Source organism: Streptomyces sp. L-9-10, assembly GCF_004151105.1.
Classification (GTDB): domain Bacteria; phylum Actinomycetota; class Actinomycetes; order Streptomycetales; family Streptomycetaceae; genus Streptomyces.
Map to the genome: position 1 here is coordinate 75,138 of NZ_PHRF01000096.1, position 17,959 is coordinate 93,096.

12 protein-coding genes are annotated in these 17,959 nt (G+C 73.2%); 7 read left to right on the plus strand and 5 right to left on the minus strand.

Annotated elements, in window-relative coordinates; genetic code table 11:
• Nucleotides 1-9: 9 nt before the first annotated feature.
• The 4 genes from CU044_RS25060 to CU044_RS39730 form a co-directional block, all read right to left on the minus strand.
• Nucleotides 10-1,302, minus strand: coding sequence for a hypothetical protein (locus CU044_RS25060; protein ID WP_129771001.1), 1,293 nt, complete (start codon nucleotides 1,300-1,302; stop codon nucleotides 10-12).
• A gap of 63 nt (nucleotides 1,303-1,365) precedes the next feature.
• Nucleotides 1,366-1,917 carry a SigE family RNA polymerase sigma factor gene (locus tag CU044_RS25065; protein ID WP_129771002.1) on the minus strand — a complete coding sequence of 184 codons (552 nt, stop codon included), beginning with the start codon at nucleotides 1,915-1,917 and terminating at the stop codon, nucleotides 1,366-1,368.
• A gap of 211 nt (nucleotides 1,918-2,128) precedes the next feature.
• On the minus strand, nucleotides 2,129-3,445 hold the full coding sequence (locus tag CU044_RS25070) for an acyltransferase (protein WP_129771003.1): 1,317 nt from the start codon (nucleotides 3,443-3,445) through the stop codon (nucleotides 2,129-2,131).
• Entirely contained in the window at nucleotides 3,442-5,568 is a 2,127-nt protein-coding gene (locus tag CU044_RS39730; protein ID WP_240045831.1) for a glycosyltransferase, read from the minus strand. The genes CU044_RS25070 and CU044_RS39730 overlap by 4 nt, the downstream gene beginning before the upstream one ends.
• A gap of 1,000 nt (nucleotides 5,569-6,568) precedes the next feature.
• On the opposite strand from CU044_RS39730, the gene CU044_RS25085 reads away from it, so the two are divergent.
• From CU044_RS25085 to CU044_RS25095, 3 genes are read left to right on the plus strand one after another with little or no spacing between them, the layout of a single operon-like run.
• Nucleotides 6,569-7,366: a hypothetical protein gene (locus tag CU044_RS25085; protein ID WP_129771004.1), complete on the plus strand. Its 798-nt coding sequence runs from the start codon at nucleotides 6,569-6,571 to the stop codon at nucleotides 7,364-7,366.
• A 4-nt stretch (nucleotides 7,367-7,370) separates the two neighbouring features.
• Nucleotides 7,371-8,036: an RES family NAD+ phosphorylase gene (locus CU044_RS25090; protein ID WP_193564063.1), complete on the plus strand. Its 666-nt coding sequence runs from the start codon at nucleotides 7,371-7,373 to the stop codon at nucleotides 8,034-8,036.
• A 10-nt stretch (nucleotides 8,037-8,046) separates the two neighbouring features.
• The gene (locus CU044_RS25095) at nucleotides 8,047-12,618 is read left to right on the plus strand and encodes a CHAT domain-containing protein (RefSeq protein WP_240045830.1); all 4,572 of its coding nucleotides are present in this window, start codon (nucleotides 8,047-8,049) and stop codon (nucleotides 12,616-12,618) included.
• 24 nt (nucleotides 12,619-12,642) lie between these two features.
• Here CU044_RS25095 and CU044_RS25100 read toward each other — a convergent pair whose 3' ends face one another.
• Nucleotides 12,643-14,589, minus strand: a complete 1,947-nt coding sequence (locus tag CU044_RS25100) for a caspase family protein (protein WP_129771006.1) — start codon at nucleotides 14,587-14,589, stop codon at nucleotides 12,643-12,645.
• Nucleotides 14,590-14,790: 201 nt separating this feature from the next.
• Here CU044_RS25100 and CU044_RS25105 point away from each other — a divergent pair, with 201 nt between their 5' ends.
• From CU044_RS25105 to CU044_RS25120, 4 genes are all read left to right on the plus strand, one after another.
• On the plus strand, nucleotides 14,791-15,261 hold the full coding sequence (locus CU044_RS25105) for a hypothetical protein (RefSeq protein WP_129771007.1): 471 nt from the start codon (nucleotides 14,791-14,793) through the stop codon (nucleotides 15,259-15,261).
• 63 nt (nucleotides 15,262-15,324) lie between these two features.
• Entirely contained in the window at nucleotides 15,325-17,103 is a 1,779-nt protein-coding gene (locus CU044_RS25110) for a hypothetical protein (RefSeq protein ID WP_129771008.1), read from the plus strand.
• Entirely contained in the window at nucleotides 17,100-17,351 is a 252-nt protein-coding gene (locus CU044_RS25115; protein ID WP_129771009.1) for a hypothetical protein, read from the plus strand. Before CU044_RS25110 ends, CU044_RS25115 begins: the two co-directional genes overlap by 4 nt.
• A complete protein-coding gene (locus tag CU044_RS25120; RefSeq protein ID WP_129771010.1) occupies nucleotides 17,348-17,926 on the plus strand; it encodes a hypothetical protein in 579 nt (192 codons plus the stop codon). The genes CU044_RS25115 and CU044_RS25120 overlap by 4 nt, the downstream gene beginning before the upstream one ends.
• Nucleotides 17,927-17,959: the final 33 nt, after the last annotated feature.

Genomic DNA, 17,959 nt, shown 5'->3' on the forward strand with positions numbered 1-17,959 from the left:
GACTACGGACTACGGGCGCGTCAGCCATCTCTGGCTGGTGGCGATAGCGGTGAGCTGCTTCATGCTGAGCGCGGGGTTCTCGCGGGTGGCCGGGGTGACCTGGTCGGCCGCGTTGAAGGCGGAGACGACGACGCGCAGCCCGTCGGGCCTGAGGGTGTCGGCGGTCCACATCTTGACGCCGCCGACCCCCTTGTCTCCCGCGCTCTTCTTGGTCTTGAGCAGCGTGCCGTCCGGCAGGGTGGTCGCGCCGGTGAACAGCTCCTCCGCGACATCCGACATACCGGGCTGCACATTGATCTGGACATAGCTCGGGCCCTTGCCGTCGTCCACCACCAGGTACACGAACCCCTCCTGGCCACCCTCGCCGGTCACGTCCAGCCCGGCCGGAAGCAGCGAGACCAGCGTGTCACGGATGTGTACGCCGTCCGCGTCGGCCGAGGGTCCGGGACCCCCGTCGGCGGGCGGCGTGGACGGTCGCGTGGGCAGCTCGTTCAGTGGCGCGCGCCACGCGTCCGAGGTGACCAGCGCCTTCAGCTGCGCGGGGTCCAGCGGCGGATCGGCACGGGAGACCTGGGCGCCCTTCTCGGCCGGGGCGTTGTACTCGCTCGCGTCGACCAGGAAGCCGTCGGAGGTGAGGAGGACGGCCCGCCAGTTCTTGGTGTCCTCGCGGCGGTCCGGGTACTCGTACCCCTGGAAGACCATGAGCCTGGAGCCGTCGGCCAGTTCGCTCTCCGCGCAGGAGGCCTGTCCGGTGAAGACCTTGTCGGGGCAGGTCACCTGCTGTTCCGCCTCGGTGCCGGCGGCGCGGGTGAGGCCGACCGAGATCTCGGCGTCGCCCTTTCCGTCGTCGAACACTCCGCGCACGCTCCGGAAGGCCGGACCGCCGTCGGAGCCGCTCGTCGTCGGATTCTTCAGCTCTCCGCCGGGAAGCAGCCCGGTGAGAATCGCGATGAGCTCCGCATCGGTGCCCGGCGCGGGGGCGGTGCGCGTGGAGTCGGTGCGGGCGGGGCCGGTGCGGGCGGGGTCCGGCGCGGCGAGGGAGGTCTCGCCGCCCCGGCCGCCCCCCTGTTCCCCGCCCAGCAGTCCGCCGCCGTACGCGCCGCCGAGCCCCACGGCGGCCAGCGCGAGCGCACTTCCCGTCACCACCGCCGTGCGCCGCCGGGCCACCCGACGGCGGCCCCGGGTCAGCCCGGCGTCCACCAGGGCGGCCCGGTCCGGGGGTGCGAACGTCTCGCCGGTGCGGCGCAGCGCCTCACCGAGACCTTCCTCGAAGGGTGCTTCGAATGGCTTTTCAGAGGGCATGGTCGGCCCCACTCCTTGCTCATGTACCGGACAGAATCAGCGCCGAGCCCCGTGGACGGGCGCTCAGCGGGCGGCGAACTCGGTGAATCTGCCGCCCAGTTGCTGCCGTAGCTTCGCGAGCGCCCGCACCGATCTGGTGCGTACGGCGGCGGAGCTGACATGCATGGCGTCGGCGGTCTCCTCGACGCTGCGGTCCTCCCAGTACCGCAGCACCACCACCGCACGGTCCTTGGCGGACAGCTGCCCGAGCGCGTCGAGCAGCGCGATCCGCAGGTCGGGGTCGTCGCCGGGGGCCGGGGCCGGCTCGGGGATGTCCCCGAGGGGCCGTTCGGTCGCCGAGCGGCGCCGCCGATGTGTGAGGAAGGTACGGACGAGGACGGTCTGCGCGTACCCGGCCGGGTTGTCGATCCGGTCGACGCGGCCCCATAACGTGTACATCCGGCCGAGGGTCTCCTGCACCAGATCCTCGGCGAGGTGGGTGTCGCCGCCGGTCAGCAGAGAGGCGGAACGGAAGAGCTGGTTCGTACGGCCGGCCGCGAACTCCCTGAAGTCATCGGCCCGGGAGGTCCGTCCCCGGTCACCGCCCCTACGCACCAGCGTCCCCGTGCGCCTCATCGTCCCCCGCTCCCCCGATTCCCCGTGGCGCACGGTCCCCCGTCCCGCCTCTCTCACTTCACTGACGCGGTGGCCCGGCGGAAATGTTTCACCGGATGCGGACTCGGATGCCGGCGCGCATGTGGGGAAAAAGCATCCCGGCCGGCGAACGGCGCCGGCCGGGATGTGAGGTGTCGCTTGTCGTGCGTGTCGCGTGCGTGCTGGTGCCGCGCTACCGCGTCAGTTCCGGATAGAAGTCACGCGGCTTGCCGGAGCGGTCCTTGAGGCGGCCGAGCAGACTTGACGGGTACTCGATGACCCAGTAGCTCAGCACCGCCGCGGGAAGGGCGACCAGCAGGACGACCAGCACCGCCGGCGGGAACCCCGACTGGCCGGCGGGGAGCAGGCCCGAGTCGTGGAGCTGGAGCATGACCGGCTCGTGCCAGATGAAGAGGCTGTAGCTGACCAGTCCGGTGTACGTCAGCCACCGGGCCCGCAACAGCCCGTGCCACCGCATCCGCTGGGCGACATGGATGGTGCCGAAGAGCATCAGCGCCCAGAGCAGGCTGGTCAGCGGGTGGTAGAAGGTGAACGTGAAGTTCTCCGGCTTCGAGTCCAGCGACAGGTAGTACGCGCCCGCCACCGCCAGCGCCGGGAGGGCCACGGCCCAGCGGGTGCGCAACTGGCCGCGCTCGCCGAGGGCGACCATCAGCACGGCCAGCCCCATCCCCGCCGCGAAGCCGCCGAAGCGGGCCTGCGGGCCGAAGTAGACGGGCCAGTTGGTGTGCGGCACCTCGAACACGTAGCGCGCGACGGCGATCCAGATGAGCGGGAGCACGAACAGCACCAGACAACCGCCCGCGCACACCGCCACCCGTGTCGCGCGCCGCCGCAGGGGCCGGCAGGTGCGTACCGCGAGCGGTCCGAGCGCGACCAGCGCCAGATAGAACGCGATCTCCAGTGACAGGGACCAGACCGGGCCCAGGGTGTAGAAGATCTGCTCGCGGTCGAACACATGAGTGAAGGTGAGGTGCTCGACGAGGTCCAGCCAGTTGCCCGGCAGGGTGGAGTTACGGCTCGACCAGACGACCAGGACCGCGATGAAGTACAGCGGCACGATCCGTATCGCCCGCCGGAACAGGAACAGTCCGGCGGGGCGCAGGGAGCCGCCGTCGATCGCGGCGCGCGCGTACGACAGCGTCAGCAGATACGCGGACATCACGAAGAAGAGGTCGATCACCTCCAGGGAGATCAGCGACCCGAGGTACGGGTTGTCGAGCGGCGGATGGGAGCCGTCCGCGTCGTACCGGTAGTACTGCTGCCATACGTGGAAGATGACCGTGCTCAGTGCGGCCAGTCCCCGGAAACCCTGGATCTCCAGGGCCTTGCTGCGGGCCGGGGCGCCCTCCGGCCCGGCACCGGCCGCCGAAGCGGACCGCGACGGCTGCCGGGGTGTCTGCGATGACGAGGATGACGGGGATGACGGGGATGACGGGGATGACGGGGACGTCCGTGACGACTGGGGCGTCCGCGCTGTCTGCGTACTCACGGCTGGTCCACCTCCGCCGCGGACGCCTTCGCCGCCGCCCGGGGTGTGACCCGCCACTGCCGGTCCCCCAGCGCCTCCTTCAGGCACGCCTGGCGCGCCAGCATGTTCTTGAAGTGGGAGTAGAAGAAGGTCGACACGAAGACGTACCGCCAGAACCAGCGCCTGCGCCGGCGCAGTTCGGGTACGGCCAGCCGCCAGGCGAACGCGGCCTGCACCACCCCGGCCGAGAGCGTGAACAGCGTCGCGAGCAGGCAGACCGGCACCATCCAGTCGAGCTGGCTCAGGCCTCCCGCCTTCCACACCGCGAACGCCAGGATGGGCAGCATCTGGAGCGTGAGCCAGGGCTGCACCTCCCGCCAGCCGAGCAGTACGAAGAGGCCCGCCTTCTGGCGGGGGGTGAAGGCGGGCGAACGCAGGCCGCGCCAGAGGTACTTCAGCGAGACCTGGAGCCAGCCCTGGGCCCAGCGCGACCGCTGGTTCCACAGCGACTTCAGTGTGGTGGGGGCCAGTTCCCGTGAGACGAGCGTACGGTCCACGGTGATCTTCGCGCCCTCGTTCAGAGCGCGCAGGGTGGAGTCGATGTCCTCGGTCAGCATCGATCCGTGCATCCGGGTCCTGGCGAGCAGGTCCGTGCGCCAGAACCCGTTGGAGCCGCCGAACACACCGAATCCGTAGAGCCGGGTGCGGCCCGGGTGGCTCACCGCGTAGATGGACTCGAACTCCACCGCGACCAGCTCGGAGACCCAGGAGCTGTCCCCGTTGCGTATGACGCAGTGGCCCTGGACGACGTCGTAACCGTTCGACAGCCAGTGCCAGGCGTGCGTGAAGGCGTGCGGCGCCGGGTGGTGGTCGGCGTCGAAGATACCGACCATCTCGCCGTGTACCCGGCTGACGGCGGCGTTGACGTTCTGCGCCTTGGAGGTGCTGCCGGGCACGGGGAGCAGGACGAGGCGCGGGTCACGGCCGGCGATCTCGCGGAGCGTGTCCTCGACGGGGAGCGGGTGCGGCGTGTTGTACGCGAGCACGATCTCCAGCTCGTTGGGGTAGTCGAGGCGCAGGAACGATTCGACGGTGTCGACGATGGTCGCGGCCTCGTTCGGCAGATACGCGGCGATGACCGCGCTGGCCGGTGGGTACGGGCGGCCGGGCGCGTCGGGACGGCTGCCGGGACGACTACCGGGGGTGGCGAGCCCGTCGGCCCGGCCCTCCTGGCCCTCCTGGCCCTCCCGACCCTCTTGCCCCTCCGTCGTGTCCAACCCGCCGGGTCCGGCGGGGCGTTGCTTCGCGTCCAGCGCGAACACGCACTCCAGCACGATCAGTACGGCGGACACCAGCAGTCCGCTCACCACGACCCAGTACATCGCCGACCCGAGGTCCCAGCCCCGTTCGTACAGCCGCTGGTACAGCAGGAACGGCAGCCCCGCGCCGAGCAGCAGCACCACGAACGGGGAGAGCGCCGACAGCGCGGCGCGGACCGCCTTGCCCAGCCGGCGCGGGCGCCGGTGGCCCGGAGCGCCGCGCATCCATGGCGCGTACATGACCGGCCGCAGATCCCGGTGGCCGATCGCCTCGGCCACCGCGTCCCGGGCCTCGCCCACGGCCTGCGTGTGGTCGGCGCATCCGGCGAGCGGGGTCCAGCCGATCGCCGGGGTCAGCCGTACGTTCTCGTCCGCGACGATGAACCGCGTACCGGCCACCGTGCTCGCGAACCGCTGGAGGCCGAGGAGCGCCGCCTCGTCGTCGACACCGGGCATCAGCATGAGCAGATGGCCGTCGTCGTCCCAGCCGAGCCGGTCGCAGGGGCTGCCCAGCTTCTCCGCCACCGCCGCGAGCCGCTCGGCGACCTCCCGGCGTACGCGCGGGCCGAGCCGGGTCTCCAGGGCGCCCATCTCGACCACCCCGACGATGGCCATCACACCGCCGCGGCGGCCGGATCCGGGCCGTTTCAGTTCCCGGCCGAGTTCCTCCTCGAAGTGCGGGCCGGAGTAGAGACCGGTGCGCGGGTCGAGGAGCAGACTCTCGACCGGGACGGGAACACGGCGCAGCTTGGCCTCTATCCGGGCCGACAGCTCGCCCGGGTCGGACTCGTCGGCCACGCAGTCGTCGGCGCCCTGCCGCAGCATGTCCACCACGTCGGCGGAACCGGGCTGGGCGGTGACCATGACCAGCGGCAGCGCGCGGCCCGCGGGGGCGGCGCGTACCTCTCTGATCACATCGAGCCCGTCAGGACCGTCACGCTCGTCGAACAGCGCGACGATCGCGTCCGGCGGGGCCTGCTGGACCTGCGGGTTCACCTGGCCGGGCGGGGCATGGCTCACCTCGTGGCCGGTCGAGCGCAGGGTACGGGTGAGCCGCTCCAGCCGTGGCCCCGGCGTACCGACCGCCAGCACGCGTCCCGCGAGGGGCGCGCGAGACGCCGGTGACTCAGCGGAGGTTTCGTGGTGGAGGCCGGTTGAGGTCATGGTCTCCTCGGTTGTGCTGGTGAGCTGGTGCGAAGTGAGCACCTGGGAATTCCTTTCCTGGCGCGAACGTGAAGCACGTGAAGAACGTGCGGAACGTGACGGGGGCCGGGCCTCCGGGACAGCTCCGCGTGGCGGTCGACGTGGGGGTCGATCGGCCGGTTCTTCGCCGGGAAAGGAAGGTGCGGTGGTGAAGCGCGGCAGACGCGTGCGGGAGCTGACCGTGCGCCGGCCGTCCGGACTGGACGGGGCGTGCGTCGGTGAGCCCCCGGAGCGACTGGGCGCGCGCCGGTGGATTCTCCATCTATGGGGGTCCCATCCTGATCGGATTGTGGGGGGAGGACCGAATGTCGTACCGCCAGTCTCAGTGGTCACTGTGACACCGCTTCAACCACGGGGTAACGCGCTGATTACACCGCGCGTCCGCGCCCGCCACCGCGCCGCCACCCCGGACCTCACCGCCCTCGGCGGCCGGCCCCCAGCGGCCCCCAGCAGTCGCCCCGTTCGCGACCGGGAAGTGACCAGTCCGGGCGGTTGAATGGGATGGGGGATGCGGTTGAAGCGGTGTGCCCGGCAGTGGGATCCTTTCGGGCATGCCGCGGACGCCCCGGCCCCGGAAACGGATGGGGTGGAGCGGGGCGCTCATCACGGGGAGAGGGCGCGGGTGAATCCGTATCGTGTGCTGGCGGCGGTGGCCGCCGACTGGGGCCGGCTCGGCCCCTACCTGCGATCGAGTACGGGAGACGCGCCGGATACGGCGGGTGCGGGAGACGCCGCCGGGACCCCGGCCGCGCTGTCGTCCGTGCTGCGGTCGCTCCGGTCGCTGCGGTCCATGGAGCGCCATGCCCCCGGCCGTGCGGCGGCGGCCGACGAGACCGCGCGCTCCGTCCTCGCCCTGCTGCCGTCCGCCGAGGCGGAGCGGCTCGTGGCCGGCCGCCCGGGACGCCTCGCCGGGACCTTGGAGAGCGGAACGCTGGAGAGCGGCGTGATGGAGGACGGGGCGCTGGAGGACGGGGCGCTGGAGGACGGAACGCCCGCGTCGGAGACGTACGCCGGTTTCACCGCCGCCGACCTCGCCTTCCTGCTGCTGGACGACAACCCCATGGTCGGCCCGCTGCTCGGCCCCGTACGGGAGCGCCTGCTCTCGTATCCGATGCTGGACGACTGGGCCGCGGAGGCGCACGCGCGCACCCCCGGGCTGATCCGGCTGCGCGGGGAGTCCGGCGCTCGGGGCGTGGACCGGATCCCGTCCTTCCAGTTCGGCGACGCGGCCACCCCCTGGCCGGTCGTCGTGACGGTGAACGGGTTGCTGGACGCCGCGCGCGATCCCTGGGGCGCGGCCGACTGGTGGCTGTCGCCGAACGGCTACCTCGGTGTCGCCCCCGCGGAACTGCTCGGCGGCGGCAGTGGCCAGGACGGCCAACTCGTCGGTACCGCACGCTATGTGGTGGAGGGGGAGTAACTCCGTGCCGAACAGCCGTCCGCCCACTGTCCTGCCCGGAACACCCACGAAGGTGCCGCTGCCCGCCGGTACGCCGCTCTTCCGGGTCCACGCGTCCGCGCGTCCGGGCACCGCGTTCAACCCCGTACCGTCCGACTGCCTGTACGACGGCGGCCGGTTCGACGCGACGCGCTGCGACGACTACCCCTTTCTCTACGCGGGGCGTACCGTGCCCGCCGCGGTCTGCGAGTCGCTGCTGCGGTCCGTCCCGTTCACCCCGGGCGGCGGGATCCGGCTGCTGCCGCGCGCTTCCGTACGGGGCAAGCGGCTGTCCTTCCTGCGGCTGACCGCCGACGTGGACGTGGTGTCGCTGGTGTCCGGGGCGGATCTCGCCTCCGTCGCGCAGGACGCGTGGCTGGTCCAGTCCGAGCCCGACCAGTACGCGTACACCCGGCACTGGGGGCACTGGATCCGGGGAAGGACCGCCCCGTGGGCCCAGGGATTCGTCTGGCCGTCGAAGCGCGAGCCCGCCGCGCACGCGGTGATCCTCTTCCAGGACCGATGCCTGGACCGGGGGCTCACCGACATCGTCGAGGAGACGGGCGAGCCGCCCGTCGACTTCGCGACGCCCGAGGGCGAACGCTGGCTCAACTCCGTCCTCGCGCCGTACCTCGCGCAGATCGCACCGTAGGAGCACCTTCTTGTCCGAGGACGGGTTTCCTGATGTCTCTCGATTGTCCGATGCCGAACTGCGGGCCTCCCGTGACGAGTTGCTCGCGATGGTCGCGCGGACACCGGACGACGACCCCGAACTCCCCTACATCTGGGGCTGGGCCGGGGAGTGGAGCTTCCATCTGCATCTGCGGCAGGGCCGTGACGACGATCTGAGCCGGGCCGCCGACGCGCTGCCGCGCGCGTTCTCGGCGAGCGCGGCACAGGACGAGGACAACGAGGACAACGAGGAGGGCGAGGAGGGCGAGGAGGGCGAGGACGACCAGGACAACCGGGGCAGCGAGGACGGCGAGGAGATCTGGTACGCCTGGCGGGTGCTGTACGGCCAGGTGCTGTTGTGCCAGTACGACCAGGAGCCCGCCCCCGCGCTCCTCCGACGGGCCGAGGAGCAACTGACCGCCGGGCTCGCGGGCCTGCCCGACAGCTCGCCGTTCGCCGCCGGGAACGCGCCGCTGGCCCGCCTCCTGCTGTCCCGTACCTCCGCCGCCCGGTACCGCGGCGCCGCGCAGGACGACCCGGGCCGCCCGGACCTCCTCACGGTGGCCGTGCGCCGGCAGCACGACGCGCTGGGCGACCATGCCGCCGGTTCCGACGAGGCCACCGAGCTGTACGGATGTCTGGGCGACCTCACCTTCGAACAGGGCGAGTTCGACGCCTCGGTGGAGCACTACCGGACCGCCCTCGCCGCGCCCGCGCCCGGCTACGACGTCCCGCTGCTCCGGTACGGGCTCGCGACCAGCCTGCTGATGAGCGGCCGGGCCGCCGCCGACCGTGAGCGACTGATCGAGGCCCGCACCGAGTTCGTCCACGCGCTCGCCGAAGCACGCGAGCGGCAGCGCCGGCAACGCGAACAGCAGAAGGGCCTGACGGACCCGGCGGATACGGAAGAGCCCTGGTGGGCGTGGCAAGCACGGGCCAGAAGCGTCTTCATCCGCGCCTGTCTGCACTTCAACTGGCACGAGCGGGCGCATCTGGCACCCGCCGTCTCCGAACTGCACACGCTGCTCGCCGAGCCCGGCGCCGAGGAGCAGCTCTCGCCGGTCTTCGCGGACGCGTTCGGCCGGCTCCTCTACGACCACGCCGCGGAACAGGACGACGACACCGCCCGCGAACAGGCCATCCCCCTGCTCAGGCGGGCCGTACGGGAGTGGCTGCCCGAGCGGGACGGCGACCCGGTGCCCGGCGCGATGCTGTTCGCCTCCCTTCAGCAGGCGCGCTACCAGGACGACCAGGACCCGGCCCGGCTGTCGGACATCGAGGACTGCGCGCGGCGCGTGCTCGCGGTCGAGGAGGCGGAGGCGGACCCGGATCTGCGGCGCATGGCGAAGCTGCTGCTCGCCTGGGTGCGGTCCCACGCGATGGCGCCAGGCCCGGAAGCCCCGGACGACCCCGACGGGGTGCTCGACGAGGGCCGGGACGCGGTCCGGGAGATGATGGCGGACATCTCCCACGGCCGGAGCTTCCTCGACTTCGACGACGACTCGTACGGCGCCATGGTCAATGACGTGGCGAGCACCGACCGGCTCACCCGTACGTTCGACCAGTTCTACGAGCGGTGGGGCTCCCTGGACCCGGGGAGCGAGGAGTACGGGGTCTACGCCGGCTACCTCCTCAGCGTGGCGCCGATGCTCGACCCGCACGGCAACCACATCACCGAGGAGCGGAAGACCGCCCTCTTCGAGGCCGCCCGCGCGAGCAGACCGGACAACGCCACCTGGCAGAGCACGGTGCACGGGGCCGCCGGGTATGTCCGGCTCCATGACGAGCTGGCGGGCGCGGGCACGGGACTGGACGAGGTCATCGCCGATCTCGACCGGGCCAGTGCCACCTTGAGCGCGTCCCGTGAACCCGGCGGCGCGTCCGGTGAAGCGCGCGGCGCCTCCGGTGGAGCGGGCGCCGGGATCAGTGGCACGGGTGCCGGGAACCGCGAAGCGGGCGCCGGGAGAAGGCTGGGGTCGGGCGACACCCAGCGCGATCTCCACGACAGCTTCGGCCTCCTGCGGTCGTTCGCCACGAACCAGCGCGGCCAGCTGCGCGGCGCCGTGGACGACCTGGACACCGCGGGGGCCGCCTGGCAGCGGCTGAGGGACAGCCCCTCCATCACCCCGTACATGCGCCGGGTCATGGACGGCCAGCAGGCGGGGTTCGAGGCGAACCGGGCCGCGCTCAGCGGCGATCTGGCCGGCGTGGACCGGGGGCGCGCCGAACTGGCGGCGCTCCACGCGGAGATGGACCCCGAGGACCCGTCACGCATCGAGGTCTGGACGCTCCTGGAGAACGTCCACTCGCAGCGCGACCAGCTCGCGGCCCGGCTCGGCGTCCCGCCGCTCCCGCCGCCGCCCGGCCGGCCCGGTACGGCCGAACTGCGGCGGCTGGCGGCCAAGCTGCCGCGCGACCACCACGCCTGGGTGCTCGGCGACAACGGCATCGCGCGCGGCTTGCGCGCGGGCGCGCGGGGCGATGCGCAGGGCGTACGGGAGTCCCTCACGCTGGTGGAAGCGGCGCTCGCGCTGGTCGACGAGGGCAGCGATGACTGGCTGCGGTACGCGAACGTCGTCGGCACCTCCCTCTGCGGGCTCGCCGCCGCCGGGCGGGACCGGCGTGATCTCGACACCGGCATCGACTGGCTGGAGCGGGCCGCGCTCCAGACCGGTGGGCCCGAGCACCGGCTGTACGGGGCGCTGGGGCTCACTCTCGGCCGTGCGTACCGGCTGCGCGCCGCCCCCGGCCGGGACGACCGGCGCACGGGCCGCCGTACCGGACTCAAGGCGCTGCGCGGCTGGACCTGGGCCGCGCTGTTGCAGTCCGGCACCTCGCACGCCGCCGAGGTCGCCGCGAACGCCACGCAGGCCGCCCTCGAAGTGGCCTCGTGGTGCCTGGAGGACAACGTCCCCGACGAGGCGGTCCAGGCGCTGGACTCCTGTCGCGGGCTGGTCCTGCACACGGCGACGACGTCGAGATCCGTCCCCGAGCGGCTGGCCGCCGCCGGGCGCCAGGACCTGGCCGACGAGTGGCGGGCGGCGGGCGGCACGGACGTACTGCCGGGGGCGGGTGCCGGCCCACTGTCGGCCACCGGCCCGCTGTCAGCGACCAGTCCGCTGGCGGCCACCGGTCCGCTGTCGGCCACCGGTCCGCTCGCGGAGGCCACTCCTCCCGCCGCGGCGCAGAGCGTCCCCAGCGAACTGCGCCGGCGCGTGCTGGCCGTACTCACCGATCCCGACGAGCCGGGACAGCCGCAGGACCTGCTCCTCGAACCGCCGTCACCCGCCCGGATCGGCGAGGCGCTCACCGCCGTACGCGCCGACTATCTGGTCTATCTCGTCCCCGGCTACGAGTCGCGCCCCGGCGCGGCCGTCGTCGTCACCGCCGCCGGGCGGGTGGGCTCGCTCCCGCTGCCCCTGCTCCGCGAGGAAGCGGCGCCGCTGCGCGCCTACGACCCGACCCCGCCGGCCGCCCGTGACATGGGCCCGGTGCCGGATGGCGGCGGCACGGGCGGTGCCGGCGGCGGCACGTACGCCAGCGGCCCGTACGTCGTCGATCCGAACGGCGGCGACCCGTACGCCACGGCCGCGCCGACCTCGCGCAAACAACTGGACCGGCTGTGCGGCTGGGCCTGGTACGCGGCGATGAAACCGCTCCTGGAGGGGCTCGGGGTGGAGCTCGGGGTAGGGCTCGGGGCGGGCGAGGCGCCCGGCGGACCCCCGCCCACGTTCGTCCTCGTCCCGATGGGCGCGCTGGGCGTGGTCCCCTGGCACGCCGCCTGGGAGTCCCGCGCGGCGGGAGGCCGCCGGTACGCGGTCGAGGCGGCCGGGATCTCGTACGCGGCCTCCGCGCGGCTGTTCTGCGAGGTCGCGGGGCGCCCCGCGGTCCCGCACACGGGCGCCGCCCTGGTCGTCGGCAACCCGACCGGGGACCTGCGGTACGCGGGCGAGGAGGCCGACGCGGTACGCCACGCCTTCTACCCGGCCGGGCGCTTCCTCGGACGCGGCCTGGCCACTCCCGACGGCCCGGCCACCCCCGACGAAGTGACCGCCTGGCTGCGCGACCCCGCGAACACCGGCGGCGTACTCCATCTCGCCTGCCACGGAACGGTCGCGGCGAACCGGCGGCACAGCGCGTATCTCTCCCTGCACGGAGGCGAGCTGGCCGCCGAGGAGCTGACCGAGGCCGCAGCCGGCGCCGGGCGGGGCGAGCTGGAACTCGTCGTGCTGGCGGCCTGCCGCAGCCATGTCTCGGGGCGCGGCCACAACGAGGCGTACAGCCTGGCCACGGCCTTCCTCGTGGCCGGGGCCCGGTCGGTCGTGGGCTCGCTGTGGCCGGTGCCGGACGACGCGACCTCCCTGCTCATGTTCATGACCCACCACTACCTGCGCGGTGAGCACCTCTCCCCCGGCGCCGCCCTGCGCCGCGCCCAGTTGTGGATGCTGGACCCCGCGCGCGTACTGCCGTCCGCCATGCCCGACGCGCTGGCGCGCCGCGCCGGGGCCCTCACCCCGGACGACCTCACCGCGTGGGCCGGCTTCACGCACCTCGGGCGCTGAACCCCCGGCACCGGGCGGAAGACCTCACTCGGGCACCACCGTCCGCAGGGGGATCGTGAGGGCGTGCCACTGGCCGGGCGCGGCACCAACACCGCCCGGCCCGCCGCCACCCGGACCCGCAGGGCCCGCGTCCCGGCCCGCGTGCGGAGGGCGGGTGAAGCGCAGGACATGATCCTCCTCGCCGCCGCGGGCGGCGGGGGGAGCGTCCGCGCTCCACGGCGCGAGACGGAACGGAACGGTGCTGAACTCGCCCTCGGCCACGATGAGTTTGAGCCAGTCGCGGACGAACGCGCCGGGCTCCGCCGTGCGGGACTCCGGCAGCGAGAGCCGCACGGGCGCGTTGCCGAGGGCGTAACCGGTGCGCCCCGGTCCGATGAAATGGCCGGAGAAAAGCCCCGAGTGGCTGGCGTAGCTGTCGGTGAGGTCGAGGAGCACACACCAGAGGGTGCGGTCGTGGGAGCGGTTGTGGATCCGTACGGAGACCAGCGGCTCGCGCCCGTCGGCGTACGCGCAGCGGATCTCGCCGTGGCCGTCCGGCAGAATCCGCTCGCCGTTCCAGACGGACACCTCGACGTCCACCAGGGAGGCGAGCGGCGACGCCGGGTTGGCGAGATCCCGCAGCTGATGCCAGCGGGTGAGATGGACCAGGCAGTCCGGCACCCGGTGGGCGGGGAGCGGGGCGGTCGCGTCCGTCCCGTCCCGGCGCAGCACACGAGCCTGTCCGTCGTCCTGGACGACGACCTTGAAGACCTGGCCGTGGCCGGTTCCGGAACCCGCGCCACCGTCCGCGAGGCGCAGCAGCGGCGCCGCGTCGATGGCGTCGAGGAGCGCGCGGTCGCCGCCGTCCACCACGACCGAGGCCGGCGGCAGGGCCAGTGCGGACAGCGCCACGGGATAGATCCGCACCGGTTCCGGGGTCCACCCCACGGGGGTGACCAGCGCCCGCAGGGGCTCGACGGCCCGTACGCGTACGACGCCTCCCGCATCCCCGTCGCGGCCGGTCCCGACCACGCTGAACTCCGTACCGCTGTCGTCCCGCGTGCCTTCCGGACCGCTCGACAGCCCGTGGGTGCCGCCGCAGTCGACCTGCCAGCCGTCCGGGCCGTGCAGCAGCAGATGCGGACTGAGCGGCCGGTCCGCCGCGCCGCCGAGAACCGCCCGGTCGGCGACGCCCCCGGGATCGGCCGGGTACAGCACCGGGTTCTGGTGCTCGGTCGCGGACCGCACCCGCGAGCCGGCCGCGGCCAGCACCTGCCGGTAGGTCGCACCCCGCCCCATGTCGCGCAGGGCGCCGAGCAGGGCGCGGGTGAACAGCCCGTGCCGCCCCGCGCCGTGCCCGTCCTCGTACGACGCCTCGTTGACGCGGCACGCCGCGAGCAGCACATGCCGCGCCGTCTCGGCGGGGGCCGGGACGTCACGGGCCCGGGGGCCGCCCGCCCGGGGCCCCGGGTCCCCGTACGCGGGCCAGGACGGGTCGTGCGGCAGCGCGCGCCTGACGAGGTCGTCGCCCAGCCGGGTGGCGCCACCGGAGAAGCAGGAGTCGAGGACGGCGGCGGTGTGCGCGCCGCCCGAGGCGACACCGTCGAGGAGCACGCCGAGATCCTTGTCGATCAGGATGCCGTCGGCGCAGACCAGCGCCTGGCAGTAGCCGGTCGGCTCGACGTACAGGTGGGCGCGTTCGGTGGCGGCGAACTCGGTGCCGTGGCCCGCGTACCAGAACAGCGCGGTGTCCCCGGGGCCCGCCTGGCCCAGATGCGTACGGAGGGCGTCGGTGACGGCGGCCACCGTCGCCTCGCCGTCGGTCAGTTCGAGGATCCGGGGCGGCGGGCCGTCGAGCCGCCCCTCCAGCCAGCCCCGCGCGGCCCGGATGTCGTTGACGCAGCCGCCGAGCGAGCCCAGCGCCGGGTCGGCGGCCGGCGACAAGGCGGCGTAGTCATTGATCCCCACCAGAAGTACGAACGCGGTCCCCATGGGGGAAGTCTGTCAGTGCACGCGGGGCACGGCGTACCCGCACCGGTCGTGAACTGGGCGCTTACCGGGCGGACTTCGGTTATCCGCTGTCGCTGCCGCCCAGCGCTTAGCACTATGGAGGTGCCGTCGCTATTGTTCTGAGCCCGCGCGGTTCGGACCGTGCGGGACGGACGCATGGCACACGGGGGATCTGGGGGATCCATGGGCTTCATCGAAGGGCCGCGCCGGGTGGTACGCCCCGCCGCGGGGCCGGGCGCCGCACCGGGCAGGAGTACCGCGCCCGCGCCGCCGGCGGGTCCCCCGGTCCTCGCACGGGACCGCTACCTGGACCGTACGCGCGAACTGATGGATTCCGTACGGCGGTTGGACGCCGGGCTCAACGAGGCGGCGGTGCGGGAGCTGTCCGGCTGGATCCGCGAGCAGTACGCCACGTCGTACGGCGACGTCCCGGTGGGCTTCGTGGCCGTATGCCGGCTCGGGCCGCCGTTCGTGGACCACCGGCTCAGCCTCTTCCACACGATCATCGACCACTTCGCCCCGGGCGATCCGATGCCGGAACCCTTCGCGGCGGCCCGGATGCTGGTGCGGTCCGGAGCCTATGAGTACGTCGAGGTCTATGCCGGCGGGACGGTACTGCCGGTCCTGGAGGACGGCTCGGTCGTTCGCCCGTAGAGCCCGACCCACCAACCTCGAAGACCCCAGAGTCATAGAGCCACAGACAACGACGGAGGATCCATGTCCGAGGTGGACCACCACCTGCGGCGCCAGGTCGATCGCGTGAACAGCCTCGTGGTGCGGCTGGGCGAACAGGTGGGAGCGGTCTCCGGCCAGGTGTCGGCCGTCGGCCAGGCCCAGCAGGAGACCCGCACCGAACTCCAGCAGCTGCGCGCCGACTTCATGACGTTCGTGCGGCAGGCCGAGCTGACGGCCAACGTCCAGCGGGCCGAGACCCGCGTCGGTGTGATCCAGGACAAGGTGGACCACGAGTTCGGCCACCACAAGGTGGTCAGGCGCTCGGCGGTCGGCATGCTCCAGGCCTTCGACACCGGTCTGGTCTCCGACGAGACCGTACGGAACGTGGGCGAGCAGCTCATGATCCAGACCCCGCGCTACTGGCTGGCCCCCGCGCTGATCGCGCTGTCCAGCTGGGCGGCGGACGACCGGTCGCTGTGCGAGCGCGCCGTGGAGGAGGCGTTCCGCCGCTCCCCCGACCGGACCTCGCTGTTCTTCGCGCTGGTACTGCGCCGCCAGGGCCGGCACGCCGGCGCGGTGCGCTGGCTGCGCCACTACCTCAATGTCCAGGACCCGGCGGCGCTCGGCCGGGAGTTCGCGGTGATCCTCGAATCGATCTCGCAGGGCGCGTTCGGCGCGGCGGGCCGCGAACTGCTGCGCGACACCCTCGCCACCTGGCGCGAGACGCTGCTCGCCGACGAGGCGACCGAGACCGCCCAGATCACCCGCTGGCGGGCGGAGATCGACTCGATGCGCGCGCCGTCCGCCCAGGCCGACTTCCCACGGCTGGCCGCGGTGTCCCCGGAGTGGGCCCAGCTGGACGCCGTACTCTCCTCGGCCCGTGCCCAGCAGGCCGTACTCGACAAGTACACGGCGATGATGGCGCGCGAGTCGGCGCCCTCGGACCGTATCGAGGACGCGGTCGACGACATCCTGGACCGGCTGGTCGGGGAGTACGACAACGAGGAGCTGCCGCTCCGCCGCGATCTGGCCTTCAACCACGCCGTCATCGACAAGAACGGCGATCTGGACGCGGCGAAGCAGGCCGTCGACGTCGATTCGGCGTCGCTGGAGGAGACCCTCGACTACCTCACCGTCCAGACCACCTCGGCGCTCAACCCGCAGGCCATCGGGGCTTCGCCGGCCACCCAGCGGCTCTCGGTGGCGGCCTGCCACAGCTGGTTCAAGCGGGCGCACGCGTCCTTCAGCCGGGACTACCGGGCGGCGATCCCGCCGGACGTGGGGGCGTACTTCGCCACGACGCACGGCGTGGGGGCGCAGACCTTCGCGCTGCCGCCGTGGTCGGGTTCGTTCACGACTCCGCTGGAGACGCTGGAGGCGTCCCTGGCGGCGCACTGGGACGGGCACGCCCGGCCGTTCATCGACTCGCTCGCCTTCCCCTGGCGGCAGAAGGCCCTGCTGCCGGGCGGGATCGTGCTGGCCGTCCTGCTGCTGTTCAGCCCGTTCAGCGTCGGCTTCGCGTTCGTGGCGGCGCTGGTCGTCGGCGGGGTGTGGGCGCTGGTCCTGCACAACCGCGCCGACGCGGCCCGCAAGCTCCAGGAGACGGCGAGGCAGTCCCTGGAGCGGGCCAAGCGGGAATCCATCGGGACCCTGCGCGCGGCCCGCGCCGAACTGACCGACTGGCAGAGCCGGTTCCAGCAGGCGGATGCCGTGGAGGCCGCCACCCGCGCCATGATCGCCTCGCTGGCGACCGCCGCGCACGCCTCGTCCCCGTACGAGGGCCGCACCGTCACCGAGCCGGCGGAGGAGCACACCTCATGATCCCCGAGCAGCAGCCCCGGCGCGTCGTCCCGCCGCCGCCGCAGTCCGCGCCGTCGCAGACCACCCCGCCGCGGGCCGCGCCGGCCGGCGCCACACCGTCCCAGGCCGCCTCGCCCTGGGCGTCCGCCCCCGCACGCCCCAAGGAGCGGGCCACCTCCCGGCTGCGCAAGGTGGTGGAGGGGCTGCCCGACTGGGAGCCTCTGCCGCCGGGCGAGATGACCGTACGACGCCCGAAGAAGGACCTGTGACCGGGAGTCTCTGGGCCCACGGGGGTACGTACGAGACCTGGGCGGCGTTCCTGACCGAGTGGGCGGCAGGCACCGACGCGGCCGCCGGCACCGAGGGGGCGTCCGGCGTCCGGTCCGACGGCGCCGGGCTGCCGGCCCTGCGCCAGGAGGACTTCGCCGCCGACACCTGGGACCGGCTGCGGCTCCGGCTCACCGACGCGCTGTCCGCACGCCTCCAGCTCTGCGCCGACGCGCTCGCCGGAGCGCTCCGGGAGGCGGCGGACGAGTTCTCGGTCGGGCGGGCCCTGGCACAGGCCCGGTCGGGACTGCATCCCGTACGGGCCCTGGCCAACCACCCCGGGCTGCCCGAGGACCTGCGGCCGCAGCTGCTGAAGATGGTGGACGACGCGACGCGCTCACTCCAGCAGGACCTCGAACGGGCGGTGGAGAGCATGGTGTCGGAGGGCGGCGACCCGCGCCACGTCGAGGCCCGGCGGCGGACGCTGCGCGACAACCCGCTCACGGCGGTGAAACGCTCGACACCCAGCGGGTCGCCTGGTGGAAGAACTTCTGGATGCGGTCGGCCGTCAGCCTGAACGACGCCGCGCTGGAGAGGTACTACTACCCCG